Origin of the sequence: Azospirillum sp. TSO35-2 (genome assembly GCF_003116095.1) — a bacterium.
In the GTDB taxonomy this organism is placed as follows: domain Bacteria; phylum Pseudomonadota; class Alphaproteobacteria; order Azospirillales; family Azospirillaceae; genus Azospirillum.
Genome location: NZ_LGRA01000008.1, coordinates 525,723 through 547,835, shown reverse-complemented (window position 1 = coordinate 547,835; position 22,113 = coordinate 525,723). Strand labels below are relative to the sequence as shown.

General features: G+C 69.4%; 23 protein-coding genes. 14 read left to right on the top strand and 9 right to left on the bottom strand.

The window, feature by feature from the left end:
- Positions 1–374 precede the first annotated feature (374 nt).
- Positions 375–1,754, top strand: a complete 1,380-nt coding sequence (locus TSO352_RS04015; RefSeq protein WP_109106662.1) for a M23 family metallopeptidase — start codon at positions 375–377, stop codon at positions 1,752–1,754.
- A 57-nt stretch (positions 1,755–1,811) separates the two neighbouring features.
- Here TSO352_RS04015 and TSO352_RS33125 read toward each other — a convergent pair whose 3' ends face one another.
- The 4 genes from TSO352_RS33125 to TSO352_RS04000 form a co-directional block, all read right to left on the bottom strand.
- Positions 1,812–1,985, bottom strand: coding sequence for a hypothetical protein (locus TSO352_RS33125; protein ID WP_158284517.1), 174 nt, complete (start codon positions 1,983–1,985; stop codon positions 1,812–1,814).
- A gap of 139 nt (positions 1,986–2,124) precedes the next feature.
- Positions 2,125–3,114, bottom strand: a complete 990-nt coding sequence (locus tag TSO352_RS04010; protein WP_109106060.1) for a GNAT family N-acetyltransferase — start codon at positions 3,112–3,114, stop codon at positions 2,125–2,127.
- A 19-nt stretch (positions 3,115–3,133) separates the two neighbouring features.
- Positions 3,134–3,994, bottom strand: coding sequence for a flagellar motor stator protein MotA (gene motA / locus TSO352_RS04005; RefSeq protein WP_109106059.1), 861 nt, complete (start codon positions 3,992–3,994; stop codon positions 3,134–3,136).
- 349 nt (positions 3,995–4,343) lie between these two features.
- Positions 4,344–4,721, bottom strand: coding sequence for a hypothetical protein (locus TSO352_RS04000; protein WP_199231475.1), 378 nt, complete (start codon positions 4,719–4,721; stop codon positions 4,344–4,346).
- Between the two features lie 322 nt (positions 4,722–5,043).
- Between TSO352_RS04000 and TSO352_RS03995 the strand changes: the two genes are divergently transcribed.
- The gene (locus TSO352_RS03995; protein WP_109106058.1) at positions 5,044–5,640 is read left to right on the top strand and encodes a glutathione peroxidase; all 597 of its coding nucleotides are present in this window, start codon (positions 5,044–5,046) and stop codon (positions 5,638–5,640) included.
- Positions 5,641–5,647: 7 nt separating this feature from the next.
- Here TSO352_RS03995 and ccmB read toward each other — a convergent pair whose 3' ends face one another.
- Together ccmB and ccmA are read right to left on the bottom strand one after the other, a co-directional pair.
- Positions 5,648–6,313 (bottom strand): heme exporter protein CcmB, encoded by a 666-nt coding sequence (gene ccmB, locus TSO352_RS03990; protein WP_109106057.1) that lies wholly within the window; start codon positions 6,311–6,313, stop codon positions 5,648–5,650.
- On the bottom strand, positions 6,310–7,029 hold the full coding sequence (gene ccmA, locus TSO352_RS03985; protein WP_247871890.1) for a heme ABC exporter ATP-binding protein CcmA: 720 nt from the start codon (positions 7,027–7,029) through the stop codon (positions 6,310–6,312). Before ccmA ends, ccmB begins: the two co-directional genes overlap by 4 nt.
- Positions 7,030–7,560: 531 nt before the next feature.
- On the opposite strand from ccmA, the gene TSO352_RS03980 reads away from it, so the two are divergent.
- From TSO352_RS03980 to TSO352_RS03960, 5 genes are all read left to right on the top strand, one after another.
- Positions 7,561–9,252 (top strand): putative transporter, encoded by a 1,692-nt coding sequence (locus tag TSO352_RS03980; RefSeq protein WP_247871889.1) that lies wholly within the window; start codon positions 7,561–7,563, stop codon positions 9,250–9,252.
- Positions 9,253–9,387: 135 nt separating this feature from the next.
- A complete protein-coding gene (locus TSO352_RS03975; RefSeq protein WP_109106056.1) occupies positions 9,388–10,197 on the top strand; it encodes an ATP-binding cassette domain-containing protein in 810 nt (269 codons plus the stop codon).
- A gap of 73 nt (positions 10,198–10,270) precedes the next feature.
- Positions 10,271–11,125: a lysine/arginine/ornithine ABC transporter substrate-binding protein gene (locus TSO352_RS03970; RefSeq protein ID WP_247871888.1), complete on the top strand. Its 855-nt coding sequence runs from the start codon at positions 10,271–10,273 to the stop codon at positions 11,123–11,125.
- A gap of 132 nt (positions 11,126–11,257) precedes the next feature.
- Positions 11,258–11,962, top strand: a complete 705-nt coding sequence (locus TSO352_RS03965) for an ABC transporter permease (protein ID WP_109106054.1) — start codon at positions 11,258–11,260, stop codon at positions 11,960–11,962.
- A 4-nt stretch (positions 11,963–11,966) separates the two neighbouring features.
- A complete protein-coding gene (locus TSO352_RS03960) occupies positions 11,967–12,656 on the top strand; it encodes an ABC transporter permease (protein WP_109106053.1) in 690 nt (229 codons plus the stop codon).
- Between the two features lie 53 nt (positions 12,657–12,709).
- Here TSO352_RS03960 and TSO352_RS03955 read toward each other — a convergent pair whose 3' ends face one another.
- Entirely contained in the window at positions 12,710–13,771 is a 1,062-nt protein-coding gene (locus TSO352_RS03955) for a penicillin-binding protein activator (protein ID WP_247871887.1), read from the bottom strand.
- 296 nt (positions 13,772–14,067) lie between these two features.
- Between TSO352_RS03955 and rsmI the strand changes: the two genes are divergently transcribed.
- From rsmI to TSO352_RS03925, 6 genes are all read left to right on the top strand, one after another.
- Complete coding sequence (gene rsmI, locus TSO352_RS03950) at positions 14,068–14,901, top strand: 16S rRNA (cytidine(1402)-2'-O)-methyltransferase (RefSeq protein ID WP_348770541.1); 834 nt, start codon at positions 14,068–14,070, stop codon at positions 14,899–14,901.
- Positions 14,898–15,266, top strand: a complete 369-nt coding sequence (locus TSO352_RS03945) for a YraN family protein (RefSeq protein WP_109106050.1) — start codon at positions 14,898–14,900, stop codon at positions 15,264–15,266. Before rsmI ends, TSO352_RS03945 begins: the two co-directional genes overlap by 4 nt.
- A gap of 14 nt (positions 15,267–15,280) precedes the next feature.
- Positions 15,281–16,123 (top strand): transglutaminase-like domain-containing protein, encoded by an 843-nt coding sequence (locus tag TSO352_RS03940; protein ID WP_109106049.1) that lies wholly within the window; start codon positions 15,281–15,283, stop codon positions 16,121–16,123.
- A gap of 26 nt (positions 16,124–16,149) precedes the next feature.
- A complete protein-coding gene (gene gshB / locus TSO352_RS03935) occupies positions 16,150–17,097 on the top strand; it encodes a glutathione synthase (RefSeq protein WP_109106048.1) in 948 nt (315 codons plus the stop codon).
- 435 nt (positions 17,098–17,532) lie between these two features.
- Positions 17,533–18,531, top strand: a complete 999-nt coding sequence (gene trpS / locus TSO352_RS03930; protein WP_109106047.1) for a tryptophan--tRNA ligase — start codon at positions 17,533–17,535, stop codon at positions 18,529–18,531.
- Positions 18,532–18,544: 13 nt separating this feature from the next.
- A complete protein-coding gene (locus TSO352_RS03925) occupies positions 18,545–19,189 on the top strand; it encodes a pyrrolidone-carboxylate peptidase (RefSeq protein WP_109106046.1) in 645 nt (214 codons plus the stop codon).
- Between the two features lie 73 nt (positions 19,190–19,262).
- Here the strand turns inward: TSO352_RS03925 and TSO352_RS03920 are convergent, their stop codons facing one another.
- Positions 19,263–19,637, bottom strand: coding sequence for a MarR family transcriptional regulator (locus tag TSO352_RS03920; protein WP_109106045.1), 375 nt, complete (start codon positions 19,635–19,637; stop codon positions 19,263–19,265).
- 406 nt (positions 19,638–20,043) lie between these two features.
- Complete coding sequence (locus TSO352_RS03915) at positions 20,044–20,301, bottom strand: hypothetical protein (RefSeq protein WP_109106044.1); 258 nt, start codon at positions 20,299–20,301, stop codon at positions 20,044–20,046.
- Positions 20,302–20,532: 231 nt separating this feature from the next.
- Between TSO352_RS03915 and TSO352_RS03910 the strand changes: the two genes are divergently transcribed.
- Positions 20,533–22,080: an alpha/beta fold hydrolase gene (locus TSO352_RS03910; protein WP_247871886.1), complete on the top strand. Its 1,548-nt coding sequence runs from the start codon at positions 20,533–20,535 to the stop codon at positions 22,078–22,080.
- Positions 22,081–22,113 lie beyond the last annotated feature (33 nt).

Here is a 22,113-nt window from a genome sequence, read left to right as displayed (position 1 = left end):
CGCTTCCTTTTTCTCCGCCGCCGTCGCGCTTCGTTCAGCGCCCCGCCGTCGGTGGACCGGGTTATAGGCGCCATCCCCCAAATCAGGCAAGCGCTTTTTTAAGCTTCGATGAAAAATTCCTGACGGTTCGTTTTTCCCCCAAGCCGGGGCCGGATTCAGTGTAAGGGTCGACCGACCAACCGAGGCGTGGCCGGCGACCGTCCGAGCGCGCCATTCCATAGTGTTCCCATAGGGTGCACACCCGCGATCGTCTGTCGGTTGACAGCGCCGGACTGGTCCAGCATCGTCCGATCGATGGTCTTAACACCTCTGGTGAGGACCGTGTCCGGCGGCCCGACGGGCGAGACTTGCGGGGTTACAGGAGGAGGATGACGGTGCGTTCGAGGCTTTCCCGCCTTCCCACGCTCGCCTTGCTTGCCATCATGACAGCCGGGGCGCTGATCCCGACGATGGTTCCGGCGCACGCCGCCGACGCGCAGGCGCCCAATGGCCGCGGCCCTCACGCCCACAAGCCGGGCATCAAGCCGAACGGTGGCGCGGAGGACGCCTCGGATCAGGGTGAGGAGGGGCCGGCCAACGGTACGCCGGCCGGCCCGGTCGACCGCCGCACGCTGTCGATCGGTCGCGGCGACACCTTGATGGATCTGTTGGCCGAGGCGAAGGTTCCGACCAACGACGCCCACGACGCCGTCCAGGCCCTGCGCGACGTCTACAACCCGCGCCGGCTCCAGGTCGGCCAGCGGGTGACGGTGCTGTTCGAACCGCGCCGCGGCGGTGCCCGCTTCGTCGGGCTGGAGTTCGCGCCCGATCCGCTGCGTTCGGTGTCGATCGCGCGCAAGGGCGACGCCGGCTTCACCTCCAGCCAGATCGAGAAGCCGGTGACCCGCAAGCCGGTCGCGGCGCAGGGCGTCATCCGGTCAAGCCTGTTCGAGGCCGGGGCACAGGCCGGGGTGCCGATCGCCGTGATGATGGCCTTCATCCAGGACTTCTCGTATGACGTCGATTTCCAGCGCGACCTGCAGCCGGGCGACCGCTTCGAGGTGCTGTACGAAAAGCTGGTCACCGCCGACGGGACCGAGGCCGGGGACGGCGACCTGCTCTACGCGTCGCTGACGCTGGAGGGCGAGGACATGCCGATCTACCGCCACAAGACCCGCGACGGCCGGATCGACTATTACAACCGTGACGGCGAAAGCATCCGCCGCGCCCTGCTGCGCACCCCGGTGGACGGCGCCCGCATCACCTCGGGCTTCGGCATGCGCCACCACCCGATCCTGGGCTTCAGCAAGATGCACCAGGGCGTCGATTTCGGGGCGCCGGCCGGCACGCCGATCTACGCCGCCGGCCGCGGCACCATCGAGATGGCCGAGCGCTCCAGCTCGTACGGCAACTACGTCCGCATCCGCCACAACACCGAGATCTCCACCGCCTATGCCCATATGAGCCGCTTCGCCAAGGCGATCCGGCGCGGCGGGCGGGTCGAGCAGGGCGATGTCATCGGCTATGTCGGCGCCACCGGACGCGCCACCGGCCCGCACCTGCATTATGAGGTGCTGAAGGCCGGGCATCAGGTGAACCCGCGGTCGATCGACCTGCCGACCGGCGACAAGCTGGAGGGGCGCGAGTTGCAGGCGTTCCAGCAAACCCGGCGGACGCTGGACAAGCTGTTCGAGGAGTCGCGCAGCGGGCTGCAACTGGCCCGCACACCGGGCCCGGCGGACGAGAAGAGCTGCAACAAAGCCACCAGCTGCTGAACCGGCCGCTGAACCGACCGGGGTGCGTAGCACCCCGTCGACCGCTTATGCCGGCGCTTATCCCTGGTGCATCATGTTGCGGATGGCGCCGACGAACTGCTTGGCGGTGCGTTCGTCGTCCAGCATCGCCTGCAGCTTTTCGCGGATGATCATCGCCTTCGGCTTGCTCTGCATCGCGCGTTCGATGGCGACGTCGGCTTCGCCGGGCTTCATCGGTTCGAGGTCGGACATGGTGGACGTCCCGGGTAAGTCAAAGCCAAGAGGGTCGGGGTCGATGGGCCGGTAAGGATGGCCGGACCTTATCAGGTCCAGCATGAGCCAAACGGTGGCCGGTAACAACAGGCTTGCCCGGCGGGTGACGCGACAGCGGTCAGCGGTATTGGCCGACGGTTTCGACCACCTCGCCGCCGGTGCCCAGCTTGAACTCGGTCACGCCGGGGGCGGCGTCGGGGTTGATGCCGCCGAGGTCGAGCATCCGGACACCGCGCTGCTTCAGCTCCTGCATGCCGCGCCACAGCACCAGCCGCATGGCGTGGCTCTGCCGGCCGGCATCGCTGGCCCAACCGACTTGGCTGGTCGCCGCGGCGCCATGGCGCAGGAACAGGCAGCAGGCGACCGGCGTCCGGCCGTCGAGCGCGGTGACCATCACCGCCCCATCGTTGCGGCCGCCGCCCTTCACCAGCGCGTTGCGCAGGCGGACGGCGAGCGTGCCGGTCATCGGACGGAAGCCCTTGGTCACCGCTTGGTCATGCTCCTGCTTCATCAGCCAGGGCAGATTGTTGGCCTGTCCGTCGACGTCGAGCGTCAGGCCGGCCTTCTCGGCGCCGCGCAGCCGCTTGCGCCAGTCGCGGGCAAGGCCGGCGCGCATCGCCTCCTCATCCCGGCTCAGGTCGAACCACACCGTCTGATAGCCGGGGCCGCTGCGCTGAAAGCCGCAGCGCGTGAGCATCGCCTCGTTCTCCGGCGAGGCCGGCAGCTCCGGCAGCAGGCTGGCGCGGCCGAGCAGCGAGCGCGGGCAGGCCCGGCGCAGCCGGCGGAACACCGCCTCCAGCGTGTCGATGTCGGGAACGACGCCGTCGAGCCAAAGCGGGCCGCGGTGGCATTGCCGGTCGTGGAACAGCTTGAGCATGCGGCGGTCGAGCGTCTGGACCAGACCGATCGGCTCGCCACCGCGGCGGATCACCCCCAGCCGGGGAACATGGCCATAGGTGCGGCCCATGGCACGGCCATAGGCGAAGCTCTGCAGCAGGGTGGAGCGCGGGACGCGGGCGAACAGCGCGTCCCAGTCGCCGACCGAGCCCTCGTTCCAGGCGATGTCGACCAGGGTGTCGGGGGCAGTATCGGGGGGAATGACGGGCATGCGGGAGGGGCGTCCGCGCTCAGGCCGGCGGCAGGGCGCCGGTCGCCTCTTCCACCTGGGCGAAGCTTGGGCGGTATTCCGGTTCCAGCACGTTGCGGGCGTATTCCACCGAAATGGCCGGTGCGTAGCCGGACAGATGGGCGATCAGGCCGGTCTTCATCGCCTGATAATACTTGCCTTCGGCGTGGTAGATGTTCTTGAGGCCGCTGGCGATCGGCGCCAGGAAGCCGTAGGCGACCAGAATGCCGGTGAAGGTCCCGACCAGCGCGCCGCCGATCAGCTTGCCCAGCACCTCCGGCGGTTCGGTGATCGAGCCCATGGTGTGGATCACGCCCAGCACCGCCGCCACGATGCCCAGCGCCGGCACCGCGTCGGCCACCGCCTGGATGGCGTCGGACACGCGCTGGTGTTCGTGGTGCATCGTCTCGATGTCCTCGTCCATCAAATCGACCAGCTCGTGCGGGTTGTCGGCGCCGAGCGACATCAGGCGAAGATAGGTGCAGAGAAACGCGATGGCGTGATGGTCGCCGTAGAATTTCGGGAATTGCTGGAACAGCGGTGAGTCTTCCGGCTTCTCGATATGCTGTTCGAGCGCCAGAAGACCCTTGGTCTTCGCGATCTTGAAGACCTGGTACATCATGGTGAGGATCTCCAGGAAATCCTCTTTCTTGTATTTTGGCCCCTTGAAGAGGTGTCCTAATTCCTTGCCGGTGTGTGTCACTACTGATTTTGGATTGGCAATGAAGAACGCGCCGGCGCCGGAGCCCAGAATGATCATGAACTCGAATGGCATCCACAGCACGCCCAGATGGCCACCGCCGAGGATGTAGCCGCCGAACACGCTGAAGACCACGATGCCGAAGCCGATGATGACGAACATCTGGTCTCTCCCTCCTCAAACCCGATTCCTGGCCCGACCCTCGGGCTGTTCCCGATGGCTCGGCGCACCCGCCCCGGCCGACCAGATGGCCGGATATCGGTTGAGTTTCCGTGAACGCCCCGAACGGCCTACCGCCTTCGCGACAGCCGCGCGATCCTAACGGGGACGGCGGTTCCTGTCACGAAGGGACTGGTCCGTCAGGGTTTCCGGAAGGGAGAGACGCGCCGGACCGCCGGCAGGGACGGCATCCGCCGGACCGCCCGTGGCGGGCGGAGCGAAAATGGCGCGATTTGATCACAACGGGCGGGAGCCGCCCGGTTGGTGCCGATGCTCCGATGGACGCTGATCGTTAACGAAGCGGAATGTTCATCTGGAGGCTGACGCCGGGCTGTGGCGCCGGGGCGTAGATGACCGCGGGCGGCGGGGCATAGACGACGCGCGGCGGCGGGGCGTAGACCACGGCCGGGGGCGGCGGGCGCACGACCACCACCGGCGGCGGCGCGCCATAGACGACGACCGGGCCGTCGTCATCGTCGTGGTGATGCTTATAGTGACCCCAGCCGTGGCCGCGGCCGTTGCCCGGATCGGCAAAGGACGGCGACGAGACGGCGGCGCCCAGCACGAGGACCGCGGCGGCGGCGGCCAGCGCCTTTGCGGCGGAACCGGCGATCCCGCGCAGGCCCGCCGCCGGGCTGTGGGGGTGCCGCATGGTGGATCCGGCGTTCATCGACCTGTTCTCCTGCATAAGGCTGGCATCGACGCGGCACGCCGGCCGATGGCCGCCATACCCATTTCGATCGGAGAAAATCTTATGCTCAGGCTGTGGCTGGGCCGGGTGAGACATTTTTTGGGCACTCGTCGACGGGTGTGAGACGATGACGGCTGCGATGGGGACCGCACCGTGTCCGTGCCCTGAACATGTTGAGCCGATGCCGCCGCGGCCACCCATCCGATGGGGGTAGGCCCGACGCGGTGGCGGAGCGATGATCCGGAGCCGGCGGTTGTTCGTATCGTACGCATCGACACCCAGCCGCGACCGGAGCCGTCCGATGATCGTTCCAAGCCGTCTTCGCACCACCGTCTTCGGGGCCATCCTCAGGGCCGCCCTCGGGACCGCGCTCGTGGCCGTCCTCACCGTGATGGGATCACTCTCCGCCATGGCCGCCAGCGCGTACGACTTCACCTTCCAGGGCATCGACGGCAAGCCGCTGCCGCTGTCGCAGTTCGCCGGCAAGACGGTCCTGGTCGTCAACACCGCCTCGCAGTGCGGATTCACCCCGCAATACAAGGGCCTGGAGGCGCTGTGGCAGACCTACCGCGACCGCGGGCTGGTGGTGGTCGGCGTGCCGTCCGACGATTTCGGCGGGCAGGAGCCGGGGAGCGCCGCCACGATCAAGGATTTCTGTGAGGTCAACTACAAGATCGACTTCCCGCTGGCCGACAAGACGGTGGTGTCGGGCGACAACGCCCACCCCTTCTACCGCTGGGCGGCCGACGAGCTGGGCTTCCTGGCCAAGCCGCGCTGGAACTTCCACAAATACCTGATCGGGCCGGACGGCCGGCTGGTGTCCTGGTTCTCCACCATGACCGATCCCGAGTCGGACAAGGTGCGCGCCGCGATCGAACAGCTTCTGCCGAAGTCGTAACGCCGGCCTATTCGACCGCCTGGCGCAACGCCGCCGCCCCGGCCCACGGGGCCAGCGGCAGGGCGGCGGCCAGGATGCCGGCCAGCAGCAGCAGGTGCGGGCGCGGGGTCAGGCCGTTGATCGCGGCGTCGATGGCGCCGGCACCGAAGATCAGCACGGGAATGTAGAGCGGCAGGATCAGCAGCGACAGCAGCACCCCACCCCGCCGCGCGCCCAGCGTCAGCGCCGCGCCGATCGAGCCGATCAGGCTGAGGATCGGCGTTCCCAGCGTCAGCGTCAGCACCAGCACGCCGAACCCCTCGGCGTCCATGTTCAGCAGGACGGCCAGCAGCGGCGCGGCGACGATCAGCGGCACGCCGGTCACCAGCCAATGCGCCAGCGTCTTGGCGACCACCGCCGCCTCCAGCGGCAACGACGACAGCGACAGCAGTTCCAGCGAGCCGTCCTCGTAGTCGGTCTGGAACAGCCGCTCCAGCGACAGCAGCGAGGCCAGCAGCGCCGCGACCCAGATCACGCCGGCGGCGATGCGGGCGAGGATGTTCGGTTCCGGCCCGACGCCGAAGGGGAACAGCACCACGCACAGCACGAAGAACATCACGGCGATGGTGGCGTCCGACCCCTGGCGCAGCGCCAGCCGCAGGTCGCGCCCGACCAGGCGCAGGAAACGGCTCATGGCGCGGCCCCCTCGTCGTGATGGCGGTCGTGGTGCTCCCGGCTCTCATCCCCATCGCCTTCGCCGTACTCGTCATGGTCGTCGGCGGCGTAGGGCGTGAAGTCGTCCAGATGCAGCTCCGTCCCGCCGGGGGTGGCGATGTCGGTGTGGGTGGACAGCGCCACCATGCCGCCCTCCGCCCGGTGTTCGGCGATCAGCCCCTCGAACAGGGCGATGGCGGCGCGGTCGAGCGCCACGGTCGGCTCGTCCAGCAGCCACAGCGGCGCCGGTGCGGCCAACAGCCGCGCCAGGTTCAGCCGGCGCTTCTGCCCGGCCGACAGGTAGCGCCCGGGCACCCCGGCGATGTGCGGCACCCCCAGCCGGTCGAGCGCCCGCAGCGCGGCGGCGGCGGGATCGCCGGACCCCGCCAGCGCCGCCCAGAAGGCGAGGTTCTCCGCCGCGGTCAGCACCGGCTTCACCGCGTCGAGATGGCCGACATACTGCACCTTGGCCCGGTGGGCGTCGGGCTCGTCGGCCACGGAAACCCCGTCCCAGCTGAGCGTGCCGCGGATCGGCTTCAGCAGTCCGGCCATCACCCGCAGCAGGCTGGATTTGCCGCTGCCGTTGGGACCGAGCAGCACCAGCGCTCCGCCGGGGGCGATGCGGAAGTCCAGCCCGGTGAACACCAGCCGGTCGCCGCGCAGGCAGGTCAGCTCGGATCCGGCGAAAACGGGCATGGCGGCGGGTCGTGATTCCGGTGGTGGGAGGCGCTGCTATAGCACGAGAGCGTCGGGAAACCCGGAAAAAGAAACGGCCACCGCGAGGGGGTTCTCGCGATGGCCGCATGCCCGGCCGGGTCCGGCCGGTTGATGCTCGGTCGAACGGCCCTTGTCCGTCGCGGCGGTGGCGTTAGGGGGTACGCCGGTGCGCGACTGATGGTGCCGGTTGCTTGAGAACCTGTTTATGGGAAGAAAATGGCAAAATTTGGATGGGCCGCGCGCCCTCGATGATGGCCGGCGATAACGGTGCGCGACGGGGACGCATGGCGAAAGGCCCGATGACGGCCATGGCAATCCGGGCAGCGGGCAATCCGGGCGACCTTTGTTCTGAATCAACGCGCAACCGGCCGGCCGGAGACATTGTGCCGACGCTCTCCCCCGATCCGCGGGGGGAGCACGCGCCTTCCCCGGGCGCGCCGGCGCCTCGTCCCGGGTGCGAAGGCGTCGGCAGACAGCTCCACAGCCCACCGTTTCAGGAAGTGAATCGTCATGTCGGCCTTCGCAGACATCCTTCAGGCCATGCCGCCGATCGCGCGCGTCGTCCTCATGCTCGGTCTGGTCTCGGCGGCCGGGGTGGCCCTCGGCCATGTGAAGATCCGCGGCGTCGGGCTCGGCATCGGCGGCGTGCTGTTCTCCGGCATCGCCGGCGGCCACATCGCCAAGCAGGCGGGCGTCGCCTTCAACCCTGAAATGATGGACTTCATCCGCGACTTCGGCCTGATCCTGTTCGTCTACACCATCGGCATCCAGGTCGGTCCCGGCTTCTTCGCGGCGCTGCGGCGGAGCGGGCTGGCGCTGAACGCGCTGGCGTTGCTGATGGTGGTGTCGAGCATCCTGCTGACGGCGCTGCTGGTGTCGTCGGGGGTGGTGTCGCTGGGGTCGTCGCTGGGGGTGTTCGCCGGTGCCGTCACCAACGCCCCGGCGCTGGCCGCCACCCAGCAGGTGCTGAAGGAGGTCGGGGCCGACGCCGCGGTGATGGCGCTGCCCGGCCTCGCCTTCGCCGTCACCTATCCCTTCGGCATCGCCGGCAACCTGCTGGCGATGGCCGCCGTCCGCATCCTGTTCCGCATCGACCCCGAGGAGGAGGCCGAGCGGTTCGAGGCCAGCCGCCGGGCCGAGGTGTCGACGCTGGAGACGATGGACGTCGCCGTGCGCAACCCGGCGCTGGCCGGCCGGGCGCTGGGTGCCATCACCCTGCAGGGCGGCCTGATGTGCGACGCCGGCGTCGTCGCCTCCCGCCTGCTGCGCGACGGCACCCTGTGCGTGCCGCACGGCGACACCTGCCTCGCGACCGGCGACGTGCTGCACCTCGTCGGCCCGCGGCCCCGGCTGGAGGAGATGCGCGCCCTGCTGGGCCACGAGTTCGAGCGCCCGCTGACCACCAAGGGCACCGACCTGAAGTGGGAGCGCATCGTCGTCACCAGCAACCGCGTGCTGGGCAAGTCGATCGCCGCGCTGAACCTCCAGGAGGCGCACGACGTGGTGGTCAGCCGCGTCAACCGGTCGGGCGTGGAGCTGGTGCCCAACGCGGCGCTGAAGCTGCAGTTCGGCGACATCCTGACCGTGATCGGCAAGCCGGACAGTCTGGCCGCCGTCGCCCAAATCTTCGGCAACTCGTCGCGCCGGCTGCAGCAGGTCGAGATGATCCCGTTGTTCCTGGGCATCGCCCTGGGGGCGGCGCTGGGCGCCATCCCGATCTTCCTGCCGGGGATGCCGGCGCCGCTGCGCCTGGGTCTGGCCGGCGGGCCGCTGATCGTGGCGCTGATCCTGGGCCGGATCGGCCATGTCGGGCCGCTGGTGTGGTTCATGCCGCCGGCCGCCAACCTCGCCCTGCGCGAGATCGGCATCGTGCTGTTCCTGGCGGTGCTGGGCATCGCGTCGGGCGACCGCTTCGTCGATACGCTGGCCAGCGGCGCCGGCTGGCCCTGGATGCTGTGGGGGGTGGTGGTCACGCTGGTGCCGCTGCTGCTGACCGGGCTGGTCGCGCGCGGCATGATGAAGCTGAATTTCCTGACCATCTGCGGCGTGCTGGCCGGCGCCCAGACCAACCCGCCGGGGCTGGCCTACGCCAACGCGCTGGTCGCGTCGGAGGCGCCGGCGCTGGCCTACGCCACCGTCTATCCGCTGGCGATGTGCCTGCGCATCCTGGGACCGCAGATCCTGGTACTTTTGTTGTGGTGACGACGCTTTTTCCGACACAACCGCCCGAACGGACAGGCAACGGGCGGCCGGTGTGAAATCCGCGTTGCGGAACCCACACGCCCCGGTCTAGCCTGTTCCGTATTGGTCACACCACAACCCAGCCGGTTTCTCCGCATGCACCGTCACCCGCCCGTCAGCGACACCGCCCCCGCCGCCGTCGTCGTGGAGGATCTGCACAAGCGGTTCGGCGAGCTGGAGGTGCTGAAGGGCGTGTCCCTGACGGCGCGCGAGGGCGACGTGATCACGCTGATCGGCTCGTCCGGATCGGGCAAGAGCACGCTGCTGCGCTGCATCAACATGCTGGAGATCCCGGACGAAGGCCGCGTGGTGATCGGCGGCGAGGCGATCGCGCTGAAGAAGGCGCGCCGCGGCCGCGTCACCGTCCCGGCCGACCAGCGGCAGGTGGAACGCCTGCGCACCCGGCTCGGCATGGTGTTCCAGAGCTTCAACCTGTGGACCCACATGACGATCCTCCAGAACGTCATCGAGGCGCCGGTCCATGTGCTGGGCGTGCCGAAGGCGGAGGCGATCGACCGCGCCCGCGGGCTCCTGGACAAGGTCGGCATCCTGGCCAAGGCCGACTCCTACCCGGTCCAATTGTCGGGCGGCCAGCAGCAGCGCGCCGCCATCGCGCGCGCGCTGGCGATGCAGCCCAAGGTGATGCTGTTCGACGAGCCGACCTCCGCGCTCGACCCCGAACTGGTCGGCGAGGTGCTGCGCGTCATCCGCCAGCTTGCCGACGAGGGCAACACGATGATCCTGGTGACGCACGAGATGGGCTTCGCCCGCGAGGTGGCGTCCAAGGTGGTTTTCCTGCACCAGGGCCGGATCGAGGAAGAGGGGGCACCCGACAAGGTGCTGACCGATCCCGATTCGGACCGGGTGCGGCAGTTCCTCTCCCGCCACCTGTCCGGTGCGGCGTGAGGGGACGTTTCGAGAGCGTGTGACCGGACCCGCCTGAACCAGCCCATCCGATAAGGGCGAACAGAACAGAGGAGTGTTGTCCTTGAAGAAGATCGTTTCGGCTCTGGCGCTCGGCGCCGTGCTGGCCGTGGCCGCCGTCGGCGCCGCTGGAGCCAAGGAATGGAAGACGGTCCGCATCGCCAGCGAGGGCGCCTATCCTCCGTGGAACGCCACCGACACCTCGGGCAAGCTGACCGGCTTCGAGGTCGACCTCGGCAACGACCTGTGCCGGCGCATGAAGGTCACCTGCGAGTTCGTCGCCCAGGACTGGGACGGCATCATCCCCGCCCTGCAGCAGGGCAAGTACGACGCCATCATGTCGGCGATGACCATCACCGACGAGCGTAAGAAGGTCATCGACTTCTCGGTCCCCTACGGCACCGAACCGTCGGTCTTCGCCGTGCTGACCAGCTCGCCGCTGGCCAAGGCGCTGGCGCTCGGCGCCGACCGCGTCGACCTGAACGACCAGGGCAAGGCCAAGCCGACGCTGGACAAGCTGGCCGACGCGCTGAAGGGCAAGTCGGTCGGCGTCCAGGTGTCGACCATCCAGGCCGACTTCATGGACAAGCATCTGCCGAAGGTGACGATGCGCACCTACGACAAGATCGACAACGCCGGCATCGACCTGACCTCGGGCCGCGTCGACGCCATGCTGGGCGACCGTTCGGTCGTCGAGGCGGTGGTCAAGACCGAGCCCGGCAAGATGGTCATCGTCGGCCCGAACTTCATCGGCGGCGTGATCGGCGAGGGCATGGGCGTCGGCCTGCGCAAGGACAGCGCCGACCTGAAGGCGATGTTCGACAAGGCCATCGCCGAGGCGCTGAAGGACGGCACCGTCAAGAAGCTCAGCACGCAGCATTTCGGCTACGACATCTCTCCGACCAAGTAAGCGGCGCTCTCGCCCGTCCTCCAACCGGAGCGGCGCCCGGGGCCTTCCAGGGCCGCCGGGCGCCGGTCAACGCTGACCCGTCCGGCCGGCCGCTCGCGCCGTGCCCGGCCGGGCCTTTTCCCGGGCGTGCCAATGCTGGAACTCCTTTCCTTCGGCCCCAACGGCTGGGGCGGACAGCTTCTGTTGGGCACCGCGATGACCATCGCGGTCGCCGTGTCGGCCTTCGCCTTCGGCATCGTCGTCGGCTCGCTCGGCGCCTCGGCCAAGCTGAGCCACGGCGTGGCGCTGAACGTGCTGGCCGACGTCTACACCACCATCGTGCGCGGCATTCCCGAACTGCTGGTCATCTACCTGCTGTTCTTCGGCGGCAGCGGCGTGGCGACCTCCATCGCCCAGGCCTTCGGTTACGACGGCCGGGTCGACCTGAACGCCTTCACCATCGGCGTGCTGGCGGTCGGGCTGATCTCCGGCGCCTATTCGACCGAGGTGATCCGCGGCGCCGTGCAGTCGGTCCCCTTTGGCCAGATCGAGGCGGCGCGGGCCTGCGGCATGGGCCGCTGGCTGATCCTGCGCCGGGTGCTGGTGCCGCAGACCCTGCGCTTCGCCCTGCCCGGCCTGGGCAACGTCTGGCAGCTGACGCTGAAGGACACCGCGCTGGTGTCGGTCACCGCGCTGGCCGAGCTGATGCGGGTGACCCATCTGGCGGCCGGCGCGACGCGCGAGCCCTTCCTGTTCTACAGCGCGGCGGCCGTGCTGTACCTGCTGCTGACCACCGTTTCCACGGCGCTGTTCGCCCGCGCCGAACAATCCGCCAACCGCGGCGTCCGGAGGGCCTGAGGCGATGAACTGGCAACTGATGTGGGACAGCCTGCCCCGCATGCTCGGCGGGCTGTCCCTGACGCTGCAGCTGATCGTCGGGTCGCTGTCGCTGGGCGCGCTGGTGGCCTTCGCCGTGGCGTTGCTGCGCCTGTCGGGCAACCGGCTGGTGGAGGGGCTGGCCGCGGCCTACGTCTTCGTCTTCCGCGGCACGCCGCTGCTGGTGCAGATCTTCCTGGTCTATTACGGGCTGGGCCAGTTCGAGTTCATCCGCGACAGCATCCTCTGGCCCTTCCTGCGCGAGCCCTACTGGTGCGCCATCCTGGCGCTGACGCTGAACACCGGCGCCTACACCAGCGAGGTGCTGCGCGGCGCCATCCTGTCGGTGCCGCAGGGGCAGGTCGAGGCGGCACGCGCCTGCGGCATGTCGCGGGCGCTGGCCTTCCGCCGCATCGTGCTGCCGGTGGCGATCCGCCAGATGCTGCCGGCCTATGGCAACGAGGTGATCCTGATGGTCAAGGCGACCTCGCTCGCCAGCACCATCACCCTGATGGAGGTCACCGGCATCGCCCGGCGGATGATTGCCCAGACCTTCGCGGTGTTCGAGCTGTTCATCGTCGCCGGCATCATCTATCTGGCGCTGAACTTCATCGCGACCCGCCTGATCAAGTTCGCCGAATGGCGCCTGACCCCCTACCTGCGGGCACGGGCGTAAGTAAGGATAGCGTTTTATAGGCCCTCTCCCGCCCCGGGAGAGGGACCATCACCTCACTGCCCCAGCATCTCGAAGGTCGGCGGGGCCGGGTCGACGACGCGGGCGCCGGTCGGCGTGACTTCCATCACCGCCAGCCCACGCTCCACCTGACCGTCGCCGCGCAGGCGGAACAGGCCGTCCAGACCCTCGAAGCCGTTCGGGTTGGTCATCGCCATGCGGTCGAACGGCACCGGGCCGCCGGAGCGCGTCAGCACCGCGGCGATCGAGGTCGCGTCGTAGGCCAGCGTCGCGATGCGCGGCGGCTTGCGGCCGTAGACCTGCTCGAACTGCGACTCGAAGCGGGCGCGGTTCTGCGGCGCCGGGGCGGCGTACCAGGCGCCGACCAGCGCCGGTTCGCGACCGAGCGCCTGCCCCTGACCCTGCGACGAGTCGTCCCACAGGCCGGTGCCCAGCAGCTTCACCTGCTGCGACGGCACGCCGTTGGCCGCCAGCGCCGACGCGATGCCCTGGGCGCGCGGCCCGCCTTCCGCCAGCATGACCGCCTGGGGCAGCGGCGCCTCCTGCGCCACCTGGCGGGCCGGCTGCGACAGGTCGGTGACGTTGGCGTCGTAGCGCTCGACCTGGGTCACCGCGGTGCCCAGCCGCGGGCCGGCCGCCTGCATCGCGTTGACCACGGCGTCGCCGTAGGGGGAGCGCGGCGCCAGCACGGTGAAGCGGGTCACGCCTTGCGAGCGGGCGAAGCCGGCGACGCGGTTGACCTGATCGGCGGGCACGAAGCCCATCACATAGGTGCCGTTGCCGGCCTGGGCGCTGTCGTTGGTGAAGGCCAGAACGTCGACGCCGGCGTTCTGGGCGATCGGCCGCACCGCGGCGACGTCCGCGGCGAACAGCGGGCCGATGATCAGCTTGGCACCGTCGGCCAGCGCCTGCCGCGCCGCGTCGGCGGCGCCGTTCGGCGTGCCCTTGGTGTCGCGCGGCAGCAGCTCCAGCCGGTCGCCGGCCATGTCGAACAGCGCCATCTGGGCGGCGTCGAGCATCGACTGGCCAATGGCGGCGCTCTGCCCGCTGAGCGGCACCAGGACGGCGACCTTCACCGGGCCCTGCATGTCCGGCATGGGCGCCACCGGGGCGGGAGCCGCCTGCGGCGCTTGTGCCACCCGTGGCGGGGCGCTTACAGTCGAACAGGCCGACAGCAGGCCGGCCACCAGCAGGGCGGCCGCGCCGTGGCGTTTCAGGCCAGGACGTTTCAGATTCTGTGAGAAAGCCGTTGCCAAGCGTGCCACCAATCGTCTCCACATCTGCTGAAACGGCCGCCGAAACCGAAGGCGCGGCCCAAAGTGGCGCTCAAGGTAGCCCCGTCGCCGCCCCAAGTAAACTCGCGCCGGCAAAACCGCCGGCCGGCCTGTACGTCGTGGCGACCCCGATCGGGAACGCCGCCGACATCACGCTGCGCGCGCTCGACACGCTGAAGCGGGCCGACGCCATCGCCTGCGAGGACACGCGCGTCACCGCCAAGCTGATGGGCATCCACGGCATCCACACCCCCTTCGTCTCGTACCATGAACACAACGCGGCGAAGATGCGTCCGATCCTGATCGACCGCATGAAAAAGGGCGAGGCCATCGCGCTGGTCACCGACGCCGGCACGCCGCTGGTCTCCGACCCCGGTTACAAGCTGGTGCGGGAGTGCGTGGCGGAGGGGGTGGCGGTGACCACCCTGCCCGGCGCCTCCGCCCCGCTGGTCGCCCTGGTGCTGTCCGGCCTGCCGACCGACCGCTTCCTGTTCGCCGGCTTCCTGCCGAACAAGAGCAGCGCGCGCCGCGCCACCGCCGGCGAGCTGAAGGGCGTGCCGGCCACCCTGGTCTTCTTCGAATCGCCGCAGCGCCTGCCGGACTCGCTGGCCGACCTCGCCGACATCCTGGGCCCACGCGAGGCCGCGGTGGCGCGCGAGCTGACCAAGCTGTACGAGGAGGTGCGGCGCGGCACCCTGCCGGAGTTGGCCGCCCATTACGCCGAGGCCGGCCCGCCGCGCGGCGAGGTGGTGATCGTCATCGGCCCGCCGGGCGAGGAGGCGACCCCCGGCGAGGCCGACGTCGACGCCCTGCTGCGCGAGGCGCTGACCCGGCTGTCGGTGCGCGACGCCGCCGCCGACGTTGCCGCCCGCACCGGCCAGCACAAGCGCACCGTCTACGCCCGCGCGCTGGAACTGTCCCGCGACGGCGCGCGCGAGGGCAACGCCGGATGACCGACCTGGATGCACGGCGCCTGCGCGCCGAAAGCCTGGGCCGCCGTGCGGAGGCGCTGTGCCGCCTGTCGCTGCGGCTGCGCGGCTACCGCATCCTGGCCAGCCGCCTGCGCACGCCGATGGGCGAGATCGACATCGTCGCCAAGCGCGGCCGGACCATCGCCATCGTCGAGGTGAAGGCGCGCGGCGACTGGGACACCGCCAACGAGGCGCTGAACGCCCGCCAGCGCGGCCGGCTGGCCCGCGCCGCCCATGCCTTCCTGGGGGCGAACCCGCGCTACGCCGGCTATGTCTTGCGCTTCGACGTGATGCTGGTTACCCCTTGGGCCTGGCCCCGTCATCTGGTCGACGCGTGGCGGATCTGAGGGGGACCAAGGCCTTGACCAACCGCGCGGAAGCCCGCGAGATCCTGCGCCGGATCGGCGACCAGCCCGACGACGAGATCGATCTGGCGGAAGCCGCGCTGGCCCTCGGCGCGCTGGAGCTGCCGAACGCCGAGCTGGATAGCTACCGCGCCCACATCCGGGCGCTGGTCGACGACCTGACCGCCCGCGTCGCGGCGCAGGCGCCCGCCGACGACAGCCTGGAGACGCGGATCGCCCACCTGCACGCGGTGATCGGCGAGCGCCACGGCTATGCCGGCGACCACGACACCTACGACGACCTGCAGAACGCCAACCTGCTGCGGGTGATCGACCGCCGGCGCGGCCTGCCGGTGGCGCTGGGCATCCTCTACATGCACGCCGCCCGCTCGCAGGGCTGGCCGATGGTCGGGCTGAACTTCCCCGGCCATTTCCTGGTCCGCATCGAGAAGGACGGTGCCCGCGCCATCATCGACCCCTTCAACGAGGGGCAGGTCCGCAGCGTCGTCGACCTGCGCGACCTGCTGAAGGCCACCGCCGGCAGCGCCGCCGAGCTGGAGCCCGGCCATTACCAGCCGGTGTCGAACCGCGACGTGCTGCTGCGCCTGCAGAACAACATCAAGCTGCGCCACCTGTCGGCGCACGAGGTGCCGAAGGCGCTGGAGGTGCTGGAGGCGATGCGCCTGTTCGCCCCGCACGAGCCGGCGCTGTGGCGCGAGACCGGCCTGCTGGAGGCCCACACCGGCAACCTGAAGGACGCCATCACCGCGCTGGAGACCTTCATGGCGCTGACCGGCGACGAGCACCACCGGCACCAGACCGCCTCGCTGATCCAGCAGTTGAAGAACCGCCTGAACTGAATGTCCCTGAGGGCCGGAGATCCGCCATGAGCCTCGCCGTCGCGTTCCAGATGGACCCCATCGAGTCGATCAACATCGACACCGATTCCAGCTTCATGATGGCGCTGGAGGCGCAGAAGCGCGGCCATCGCCTGTACCATTACCACCCGCGCGACCTGGTCCTGACCGGCAACCGCCTGACCGCCCGCGTCCGCGCGATGACCGTGGTGCGCCAGCGCGGCGCCCACTACACGCTGGGCGAAGCGGTGCCGACCGACCTGTCGACGATGGACGTCATCCTGCTGCGGCAGGACCCGCCCTTCGACATGGCCTACATCACCTCCACCCACCTGCTGGAGCATGTGCAGCCCAAGGTGCTGGTGGTCAACGATCCGGCCGAGGTGCGCAACGCGCCGGAAAAGCTGTTCATCACCAAGTTCCCCGACCTGATGCCGCCGACGCTGATCACCAGCGACAAGCAGGCCATTCTGGAGTTCCGGGCGGAGCACAAGGACATCATCGTCAAGCCGCTGTTCGGCAACGGCGGCGCCGGTGTCTTCCACCTGAAGCCGGACGACGAGAATCTCGGCTCCCTGCTGGAGATGTTCACCCAGCTCTACCGCGAGCCGGTGATCGTCCAACGCTACCTGCCGGAGATCCGCCAGGGCGACAAGCGCATCATCCTGATCGACGGCGAGCCGGCCGGCGCGGTCAGCCGCATGCCGCTGGAGGGCGAGGCCCGCGCCAACTTCCACGCCGGCGGCAGCGCCCGGAAGACCGAGCTGACCGACCGCGAGCGCGCGATGTGCGCCGCCATCGGCCCGGTGCTGCGCGAAAAGGGGCTGATCTTCGTCGGCATCGACGTCATCGGCGACTACATGACCGAGATCAACGTCACCTCCCCCACCGGCATCCAGGAGATCAACCGCCTGGACGGCGTGCAGTTGGAATCCCTGCTGTGGGACGCCATCGAAAAGCGTCGCGCGGGTAAGTAAGGATGCGCCGTCACGCGGGATCGTGATGGGGCCTTGTGCAATTTTCTCGGGAAAATGACGCTCGCATACCCTTGCGAGCAAAACGCACCGGCCTTATCTTGAACCGTGGGAGCGGCGGGCTGCTACCCTGCCGCTCCCTGGTCCAGCCTTAACCCTGGAAGAACTCAAGCAGACGCTTGATGATCTCCAGGGCCAGGACCAGAAGGGTAAGGATCTGCTTCATCCTTCTTCTCCTTCTCGTGTGGCGGGGGCGGCGGGTCCGCCCCCTCCCAACCACACGAACGCGGCGGTAGCGCACAAGCGCATTCAATACAACCGGCGGCGCCTGCCCGCGACGATGCGCGCGTGGACCCGCCATGAGCGCGCCGCGCCTTGACCGGTGGGCTTTGGGGGGCGATAACTGCCGCCTCCCAGAGTTTTCGAGCGAGACCACCCGTGAACCGCATTTTCTCCGGCATGCAGCCGACCCGGCAGCTTCACCTCGGCAACTATCTGGGGGCGCTGCGCAATTGGGTGGATTTGCAGAACAGCTACGAGTGCATCTTCTGCGTCGTCGACTTGCACGCGCTGACCATCGACCAGGACCCCGAGGTCCTGCGCAACAACATCCGCGAGGTCACCGCGGCCTACATCGCCGCCGGCATCGACCCGGACAAGAACATCCTGTTCAACCAGTCGGTGGTGTCCGGCCATGCCGAGCTGGGCTGGATCCTGTCCTGCCACACGCCGCTGGGCTGGCTGAACCGGATGACGCAGTTCAAGGAAAAGGCCGGCAAGCAGAAGGACATGGCCAACCTCGGCCTCTACGCCTACCCGACGCTGATGGCCGCCGACATCCTGCTGTACAAGGCGACCCATGTCCCGGTGGGCGAGGACCAGAAGCAGCATCTGGAGCTGGCGCGCGACATCGCCGGCGCCTTCAACCGCCGCTATGAGACCGAGTATTTCCCGCTGCCCGAGCCGCAGATCCTGGGCGAGGCGACGCGGGTGATGAGCCTGCGCGACGGCAAGAAGAAGATGTCGAAGTCGGACGAGTCCGAATACTCGCGCATCAACATGACCGACGACGCCGACACCATCGCCCAGAAGATCCGCAAGGCCAAGACCGACCCGGAGCCCCTGCCGGAGACGGTGACCGAGTTGGAAGCCCGGCCGGAGGCCGACAACCTCGTCACCATCTACGGCGCGCTGGCCAGCCAGTCGCGCGAGCAGGTGCTGGCGCAGTTCGCCGGTTCCCAGTTCTCCGACTTCAAGAAGTCGCTGGTCGACCTCTCGGTGGACAAGCTGGCGCCGATCACCACCCGCATGAAGGACTTGCTGGCCGACAAGGCGGAAATCGATCGCCTGCTGAAGAAGGGTGGCGAGCGCGCCGCCGCCATCGCCGAGAAGAACCTGAACGACGTCAAGGACATCATCGGCCTGCTGCGGCCGTAAGGATGATGCGGAGGTGACCGCCCCCATCCTGCTCACCGGCTTCGCGCCGTTCGGGACGCCCGCCGACGGCGAGCCGGACCATCCCTGGACGGCCGACCCGACCGCCCTGCTGATGGAGCGGCTGGCGGGCGAGCCGGGGGTGGTCACCGCCACCCTTCCCCCGCTCTACGGTGCCTGCGGCGAGGCCTTCGCCGAGTTGCTGGCGGTCCACCAGCCGCTGGCGGCCCTCAGCTTCGCCTATCTGGAGTCGAGCGACTCCGTCCAGTTGGAACGGCTGGCCTGGAACCGTGACGAAAGCCCGCTGGCCGATGACGCCGGCACGGTGCGGGAGAATGTGGTCATCCTGCCCGACGGGCCGACCGCCTATGGCTGCACCCTGCCGGTGCCATGGGTGATGCGGGAACTGGCGATGGCCGGGCTGCCGGTGAGCTTCGGCGATTTTTCCGGCGGCTTCCTCGGCAACCATCTGTTCTACCTGGCGCGCCACATCATCGAGAGCGCCGGGCTGGACGTGCCGTACGGATTCTTCCACATGCCGCCCTCGACCGAACGGGCCAAGGCGTTGCGCGGCCGTGGCGGTCTGGCGCTGGAACGGCAGGAACTGGCGGTGCGCACGCTGGTCGGGATGCTGCGCACGGCGCTGGACGGGGTCGCCTGAAGGACGATCGCCTGACGCGGCGGCTCGCCGGTATCCTTACCTGTATCGGGATCTCTGTCCGGCCGCGGCGGTATCAGGCCGTCTTGGCGGCGCGGCGATGGTCGGGCGGGTTCACGATGGCGCGGAGCGCGTCCAGGAACGCACGGCCCTTGTCGGTCAGGGTGACGATCTTGCGGCGGCGCTCGCGCGGGTCTTCCTGCGCCTGCACCAGGTCGAGGCCGGCCTTGCCGAAGCTGTGCCAGCGGCTGAGCGCCGCGACGTTGCGCGACGCGGAGGATTGGGCGATGCCCAGGCGTTCCGCCAACTCGCCGATGGAGATGCCTTCGCTCTGCGCGATGGTCATGAAACTCAGCGCATACTGGATCGGCAGGTCGGGGTCGAGCTTGCGGAACGCCTCAAGCACCTGGACGACGGTGAGAACCTCGTCATGACGAACGCGGGCCGGCATTCAGCGGCTCCCCGCAGCGTCATGCATCACGCCGCGCGTGACGGTGGTCCCCAACGGGCCGGTGTGTAGATGATGTTCAGGCGTCCAAGCCATAGGATGACTTCCCCGTTTTCCCGCCGCAGGTCGAACGACCCGGCCGGTGATGCCCAACGGGCGTGTTCAACGAAGAGGCGATGACCGCAAAAGCCCAGAAAGACACACATGGGATCCTCTCAGTATCCGAAATTCGCGTTCGCAGGATGCGGGCGTAAGCATCGATTGGGCCGGGTTGCTGGCCGGATGGGTGGCGTGCTTGGCCGGGTCGCCCGATCGGCGGGTCCAGGCAGTGGCTACGATGGCTTTCATCGAAGGTCTCCAGAGGTTGAGTTGCGCCGGCGCGAAACACCGGCGGATCCGGTATCGCTGCTCAGCGATACGGTTGCAAGGTCAAAAATGTCCGCGCGTCCGAAAGGTTCCGATCGCGGATGAGAGGGGGCGCCAGATGACGCGCGTGCGCGGGGTCGCCCCCGTCGATCAGCCCGATGTCGCGCCGCAGATGGTCGCACAGGCGGTCGGGTCCGACGCCACCGCCGGAATCAAGCCAGCGGCTCCGCATCGCCGTCCATAAGGTCGGCATGGTCTGCTCCTTTCCCTGGAACGAGGCCCGGAACGGCCGGGCCTTCAAGATCGCAATAGTTCCGCATGCGGATGTGTTGCGTCAACCTGTCAATCGGGGTTGACCGCCAATCGGGGATGGGCGTGGCCTTCCTTCCACGGCTGTTGCAAATCCGCACCGCTTTCGGTCCGTTTCGCCCGGCGGTCGGCCGACGGCGGGCATCTCTGGACAAGCGGGGGGCCGGTCGGTCAAACAGGACCGTCCGCGGTACCTCCGTCCATTTGCCCGAGCCTTCCGCCCGTGCCCGTCCGCCCCACCTCCGCGCCGTCCATCCGGTCGCCCGCCGCCGTCCCGCTCCGGGCGGCACTGGCCGCGGCCACCCTGATCGCCGGCCTGTGGGCCGCCGCGGCCCCCGCCCCGGCCCTGGCGGAAGCGCGTTTCACCCCCGGCCCCTGCTGGTTCACTGTGCCGGAGGGGGAGGCGGCGCTGTGCGGCACCGTCGCGGTGCCGGAGCGGCGCGACCGCACCGGAAGCCGCAGCCTGCGCCTGCCGGTCGCCGTCCTGCTGAGCACGGCGCGCCAGCCCGCCGCCGACCCGGTGCTGTTCCTGGAAGGTGGCCCCGGCGCCTCCCCCTTCGGCAGCGGCGAAGCGACCGAAGAGCGGATGGAGGTGTGGTGGGAGCTGTCGGCTCCCTTCCGCCGCACCCGCAACCTGATCCTGTTCGACCCGCGCGGCGTCGGCCGGGCCGAACCCGACACCGACTGTCCGGAGCTGGACGCCGTCGGCGTCGCCCGCCGGACGCGGCCGATCACGCGCGAACAGCGGGCGGCGGCGGAACGCACGGCGATCGACGCCTGCGCCGCGCGGCTGGCGGCGGCCGGCCTGGACGGCACCCAGTTCTCCACCCCCGTCGCCGCCGAGGACGCGCTGGACGTCGCCAGCGCGCTCGGCGCCCAGCGCTTCAACCTGTTCGCGGTGTCCTACGGCACGCGGGTCGGGCTGGAGATCCTGCGGCGCCAGGGCGGCCGGGTCCGCACCGCCGTGTTCGACAGCGTCTACCCGCCCGACGTCAACGCGCAGGACGACGCGGCGTGGCTGGCACAACGCGCCTACCGCCGGCTGTTCGACGATTGCGCCGCCAACCGCGGCTGCCGCTCCGCCTACCCGGATCTGGAAAAGCGCTTCCTCGATCTGGTGGAGCGGCTGGAGCGCAACCCGGTCGATCTGGTGGTCGGCGACCACGAGACGCGGCGGGCGCTGCGCCTCACCGGCGCCTCGGTCATCGCCGCCGGGCTGGAGGCGATGGCGGTCAGCGAGGCGGTCCCGGCGGTGCCGGCGCTGATCGACCGCGCCATCCACGGCCAATACACCGCTCTGGCCGAATGGGCGCCGACCAACTGGCTGGGCGACCCGGAAACCGCGGATGGGCTGGCCTTTTCCGTCGAATGCCGCGAGTCGGTGAACACCGCCGACCCGCTCAAGCGCGCCGACGGCACCCGCCGCTACGCCCCCTATGGCTTGGTCGCCGCCGACGATCCCGGTCCGCGCGTCTGCCGCCACTGGCCCGCCGGCCACCAGGAGCCGGCCGAACGGCTGCCGGTGGCCAGCGCGGTGCCGGTGCTGCTGCTGTCCGGCGCCTACGACCCGGTCACCCCGCCGGAGTGGGGCGACCGCGCCGCCACCACCCTGCCGAAAAGCCGCCATCTGGTCTTCCGCGCCGCCAGCCACATCGTGACCTCCAGCGAAGACTGCGCCATGGCCGCCGCCGTCACCTTCGTCGAGGCCGAGTCGGTGCCGGCGACCGTCTGCCCGGCGGCGGGAAAGCCGCCGGTGTTCGAGGGGCCGTAAAGGGGGGCCGTAGGTAAGGAACCTCGCGCTTCT

Coding starts and splice junctions, on each gene's coding strand:
- TSO352_RS33125 (WP_158284517.1), bottom strand. CDS start 1,985: ATGTCCGACCTCGAACCGATGAAGCCCGGCGAAGCCGACGTCGCCATC.
- TSO352_RS04010 (WP_109106060.1), bottom strand. CDS start 3,114: ATGCCCGTCATTCCCCCCGATACTGCCCCCGACACCCTGGTCGACATC.
- motA (WP_109106059.1), bottom strand. CDS start 3,994: ATGTTCGTCATCATCGGCTTCGGCATCGTGGTCTTCAGCGTGTTCGGC.
- TSO352_RS04000 (WP_199231475.1), bottom strand. CDS start 4,721: ATGAACGCCGGATCCACCATGCGGCACCCCCACAGCCCGGCGGCGGGC.
- TSO352_RS03995 (WP_109106058.1), top strand. CDS start 5,044: ATGATCGTTCCAAGCCGTCTTCGCACCACCGTCTTCGGGGCCATCCTC.
- ccmB (WP_109106057.1), bottom strand. CDS start 6,313: ATGAGCCGTTTCCTGCGCCTGGTCGGGCGCGACCTGCGGCTGGCGCTG.
- ccmA (WP_247871890.1), bottom strand. CDS start 7,029: ATGCCCGTTTTCGCCGGATCCGAGCTGACCTGCCTGCGCGGCGACCGG.
- TSO352_RS03980 (WP_247871889.1), top strand. CDS start 7,561: ATGTCGGCCTTCGCAGACATCCTTCAGGCCATGCCGCCGATCGCGCGC.
- TSO352_RS03975 (WP_109106056.1), top strand. CDS start 9,388: ATGCACCGTCACCCGCCCGTCAGCGACACCGCCCCCGCCGCCGTCGTC.
- TSO352_RS03965 (WP_109106054.1), top strand. CDS start 11,258: ATGCTGGAACTCCTTTCCTTCGGCCCCAACGGCTGGGGCGGACAGCTT.
- TSO352_RS03960 (WP_109106053.1), top strand. CDS start 11,967: ATGAACTGGCAACTGATGTGGGACAGCCTGCCCCGCATGCTCGGCGGG.
- TSO352_RS03955 (WP_247871887.1), bottom strand. CDS start 13,771: ATGCCGGACATGCAGGGCCCGGTGAAGGTCGCCGTCCTGGTGCCGCTC.
- TSO352_RS03945 (WP_109106050.1), top strand. CDS start 14,898: ATGACCGACCTGGATGCACGGCGCCTGCGCGCCGAAAGCCTGGGCCGC.
- gshB (WP_109106048.1), top strand. CDS start 16,150: ATGAGCCTCGCCGTCGCGTTCCAGATGGACCCCATCGAGTCGATCAAC.
- TSO352_RS03920 (WP_109106045.1), bottom strand. CDS start 19,637: ATGCCGGCCCGCGTTCGTCATGACGAGGTTCTCACCGTCGTCCAGGTG.